Source organism: Spongiactinospora gelatinilytica (assembly GCF_003236385.1).
In the GTDB taxonomy this organism is placed as follows: Bacteria; Actinomycetota; Actinomycetes; order Streptosporangiales; family Streptosporangiaceae; genus Spongiactinospora; species Spongiactinospora gelatinilytica.
Genome location: NZ_POUA01000890.1, coordinates 1 through 426, shown reverse-complemented (window position 1 = coordinate 426; position 426 = coordinate 1). Strand labels below are relative to the sequence as shown.

Genomic DNA, 426 nt, shown 5'->3' with positions numbered 1-426 from the left:
CGTCGGCAGCGTCAGAGGTGTATAAGAGACAGCCCGTACGCCGACCCGGAAGCCCACGGCGACCCCGACCCGGAAACCGACCGCCACGCCCACGCGGAAGCCCACGGCGACCCCGACGCGGACGCCCACCAGGAAGCCGACCGTCACGCCGACCCGCACGCGGACCGTGGTGCCGACCCTGACGGTGAGCCCCACCCGGGTTCCGCGCCCGACCGTGACCGTGACCCTGACTCCCAGCACGTCCCCCACGGGCACGCCGACGCCGTGCGCGGCGCCGTTCCCCGTGGTGACCTTCGACGCGGAAGGCCATGAGCCGCCCAACGGGAACGAGTACGAGGACGACTACGAATACGACGACCCGTCCCAGCCGTCGCCGACCATTACCGTGACGGTGACCCCCAGCCCCAGTTCCGGCTCCACCGCGAC

Annotated in this window: 1 protein-coding gene; it reads right to left on the bottom strand. The window is 72.1% G+C overall.

The genetic code is table 11. The features are described 5' to 3' along the window. Positions 1–255: hypothetical protein (locus C1I98_RS46730; RefSeq protein WP_146607978.1), on the bottom strand; the 255-nt coding region annotated here is incomplete at its 3' end. Positions 256–426 lie beyond the last annotated feature (171 nt).